The sequence below is a fragment of the Bacteroidota bacterium genome (genome assembly GCA_039111535.1).
Taxonomy (GTDB): Bacteria; Bacteroidota; Rhodothermia; order Rhodothermales; family JAHQVL01; genus JBCCIM01.
Genome location: JBCCIM010000324.1, coordinates 1 through 3,770 on the forward strand (window position 1 = coordinate 1; position 3,770 = coordinate 3,770).

Sequence of the window (3,770 nt, forward strand, 5' to 3'; positions counted from 1 at the left end):
GCACCTGCATCCTGAAGACCAGGCTCCGACCGGGATCGTCAATGAAATACCGGAATCGACTTAGATAATCCCGATATCCGGTGTTGAGTACGTTTTGAACCGATAGATTAACCCGAACAGGCGCATCGCTGAACAACAGTGTAGAAGAGAAGCCTGCATTAAACAATGCATATCCGTCAGGCGGCGGCATGTAGTCCACGTTGGCGGGCACACGCGTCTGCTTGCGTACAAGATTGCTTTCCAGGCTAAAGTGAGTCGCCCGCATCCGTTTCCGGTCTGGCAGGCGGAATTCTGCACTAAAGGAAGCGCGATCACTCGGCATGTTAATCAGTGGCTCGTTTGTTTCGCGGTTGTCTGCACGTACAACAGACAACTGCGTACCCAGTGTGAGCCATGAAGCTACATCTTGTTCAAAGGATGTTTCAAATCCGCGCAGCACAGCATCAGCCTGGCTGTAGCGGAACGTTGGAAACGTACCCCGTATGGTTACGCGGGGCTGTAGATCGGGAAACAGGAATATAAAACCGTCAAAATTGTTGTAGTACGCGCTGAACTCGAACCGGCTATGTTCGCTATCATGCCGTAACGTGGCATCAATACCCACGCTCCGCTCGGTTGACAAGTCTGGATCGCCAATTAAGAACTGAGCTGTACCGTGGTGTACACCAAAGTTGTACAGTTCATTGACACTGGGCGGACGCCAGCCGGTACCCAGATTCGCGCCAAACGACCATGAAGGCGCAAATTGCCAGATCGAACCAACCACGCCGGAAACGCTCGCATAATCACTGATGCGTTTCACAAAATCCCCGCGGCTACCATTTTCTCGGGGCCATGCCCGAACCCAGCGGTAATCCAGTCGGGCGCCGGCTTCGATGGTAAGCTCTTCGGTCACCCACGACTCACGGGCAAAGATACCGCCCGAGTATGCGCGAAAATTCGGGATGAGGAATCCGGTGGCACCATTCTTATTTAGCTGGTTCATGCCACTGATGCCAACAACGCCTATCAGTTGGCCAATCGGCTTGTGATGGAATTTCACTTCTGCCGAATGGGAGACCAAAGATAAGTCAAACGCTGGTATCTCAAGATCATTGTCATCACCACGGCCATGTGCGTCAAACTCCTGCCTGTGATTGCGTTGAAATCCGTATTGGAATTCAAACCACGAACCAGCCGGCATGCGGTAATCCGCATGCAGAGATAACAGGTTATGTGTAATCTCCTGCTTTGGCGAAACAATATCATAGCCAAACTCACCAATAAAGGACGGACCACCTCGCTCAATGGCGCGCAGCAAATCGTTAAGATTGCCGATATGTGCGCCACTGAAAATACCCAGTTCCGTACTGAACCGGCTGTAAAGCGCAACGAGGTTAACCCGCTCCCGACGAAATCCTACAGACGCAGATCCGTTGAATTCCTGGAAGGCCGAGTTTCGGATGACATAATCTGGTGCATGCGCATCGCCAGCTTTACGATAGCTGGTTTGAATACGCCAGCCCAAGCCAGGTAAAGCAGGGGCAGCACCTTCGAGGTACACAGCGCCGGCAGCTTGCAGATTATTGGAAAATCCGTTCAGCGAAAAGTTGCCGGAAACACCGTGACCAGGCACATAGGGCAACTCCAGTGGATCCAACCGGATCACACCGCCAATTGCCCCAACACCATACTCAACCCCAGACACACCTTTGATTACCTGGATCTCTACCGGTGCAAACGGATCAATTTCTGGTGCGTGTTCGCCGCCCCATTGTTGACCCTCTTGCGAAACGCCGGCGTTCAATACCAACACGCGTTGGCTGTGCAACCCGCGTACCACCGGCTTCGCTATCGATGGGCCGGTTTGTAGCAATGTTACGCCAGGTAATGTCTCCAGTGTCTCCCCTAAGGTCTGTCCTCGCAGGTCAACCAATTTTTCCGGCGCCAGAACAGATACTGACCGGGTGTTGATGGTCAGTGCGTCCGTTCTGGATTCAGAAATCAGTATCTCCTCGCCGGCCAGTACCTCAGGCTCCAGCGTAACGTTATACACAACGCGCGCGTCTCCAATTTGCACCATCTCGGTGCGCGTCAGAAATCCGACAAAGCTGAATTGTACCTCATACCTCCCGGCATCCAAACCGGAAAGGTTGTATTTACCATCAACATCAGAGACAGTCCCACGGTCAATAGCAGATACAATAACGTGAACCCCTGGCAACGGATTGCCGGCTTGATCACGGATGGTGCCCGCCAACTCCTGACCAAAAGCCAGGTTGCCGGCAAAAAGGCACCAGATACAAAAGAGGTTGGAAAAGAGTACAGACAACGTGCTGCACGAACCTGGTCTAGGCATAAAAGCCCCAAACGAATAACATGACGGTTTCCACTGCCTTAGCAGCGGATAATTCCTGCTTCACGCTACATAAAAACAAGATGTAGCCTCCTGCTCAGCAATTCATGTTATAGGAGGGGGGCCCCGAATGGAAATAGAGGCGTTACTTAAAGTGCGCGCAGATACAAGTAAAGCAACGTAGGGCCTGCTTATATCGGGAAGTGAAGTCTGTTCGACATCAAACGTGGCATCCCACAATGAAAGGGAGCAAAGGACGCATGATAGATCATGGTCCTCAAGATGCAGGCTGTTATCATTAACCGCATCATAGTCGGGATGCTCATGATAGTACGGACTGTGCACATCCGAAAAAACCTCAACAGCATGCTGCACCTGATGAAGCCAAGGTAATGCCAGGCCTCCAACCAGGAAGCATGCCAATAGAATCGAAGCGATATGTTTGGATGCCGGCCGCACAGGGCGCGTGGGTAGGGATGGAAAATTTGTTCGCAAAAATACGCTATGTATAATAACGCGTGTAGCTGGTGGTATATATATGCTATACGCAGCGAATACGTTACAAGTTTTCTTCCGTCAGGAATCACAGGAAATCCCTTGGCACAGGTGTTGTGTCTGTTCCTGCTGCCGGCTAAGTTTCACATTGCTCGAACCGCTCCGGTGATTCGTGGTAAAAGCAGCCAAATTTTAACGCATTTCAATACTTGAGCTTTACACTTTACATAGGACTCCTGCTCGTATACCTGGCAATAAATATTGCAGAGGGTGCTGATGATGCCGTCCTCGCCAAACGCATCAAAGACGGGGACCACCACGCATTCAAACAGTTTTTTGACCGGTACCACAGCAGCCTGCTGAGTTATCTTTCCCGTCGTGGGCTCGCCCCGGAGGCTGCTGAAGATATAGTTCAAAACGCCTATATCTTCATATGGGAACGACGAAATGAAATTGACACATCAAAATCCCTCCGTGCTTTTCTTTTTAGGATTGGATACACGCGCGCGCTAAATCATTTCCGAGATACAGCCAAATTTGATGGGGAAGCCGACCTAACCTTACATGAATCAACAGCCAGCACAAGTGATAGCACAGAATTAAACCTGGCTAACGCGCATCTCAATAAAGCCATTCAGACCCTGCCAGAGAAAAGACGCGCAGTATTCGAACTCTGCTTCCTCGAAGACCTCACTTACAGGGAGACAGCAGAAACCCTGGGTATCAGCATCAAAACGGTGGAAAACCAGATGGCACACGCGTTGAAGGCCATCCGCGCTGCAATGCAGCCGCTGCGGCAGTGAGGAGTGAGGAGTGAGGAGTGAGGAGTGAGGAGTGTGTCTCGTCCTGCTATAGGTTTACAGCAAAGCAAGTAAACCATGGAAAAGCGAGTAATAAAGCGCTATAGTATATCATTCAAGAAACATCTAGTGGGAGAATA

Annotated in this window: 2 protein-coding genes; one reads left to right on the forward strand and one right to left on the reverse strand. The window is 50.8% G+C overall.

Features of this window, described 5'->3' with window-relative positions; genetic code table 11:
• On the reverse strand, positions 1 to 2,338 hold a 2,338-nt coding region (locus AAF564_26370), incomplete at its 3' end, for a TonB-dependent receptor (protein ID MEM8489099.1).
• A 701-nt stretch (positions 2,339 to 3,039) separates the two neighbouring features.
• Here AAF564_26370 and AAF564_26375 point away from each other — a divergent pair.
• Positions 3,040 to 3,633, forward strand: coding sequence for an RNA polymerase sigma-70 factor (locus AAF564_26375; GenBank protein ID MEM8489100.1), 594 nt, complete (start codon positions 3,040 to 3,042; stop codon positions 3,631 to 3,633).
• Positions 3,634 to 3,770 lie beyond the last annotated feature (137 nt).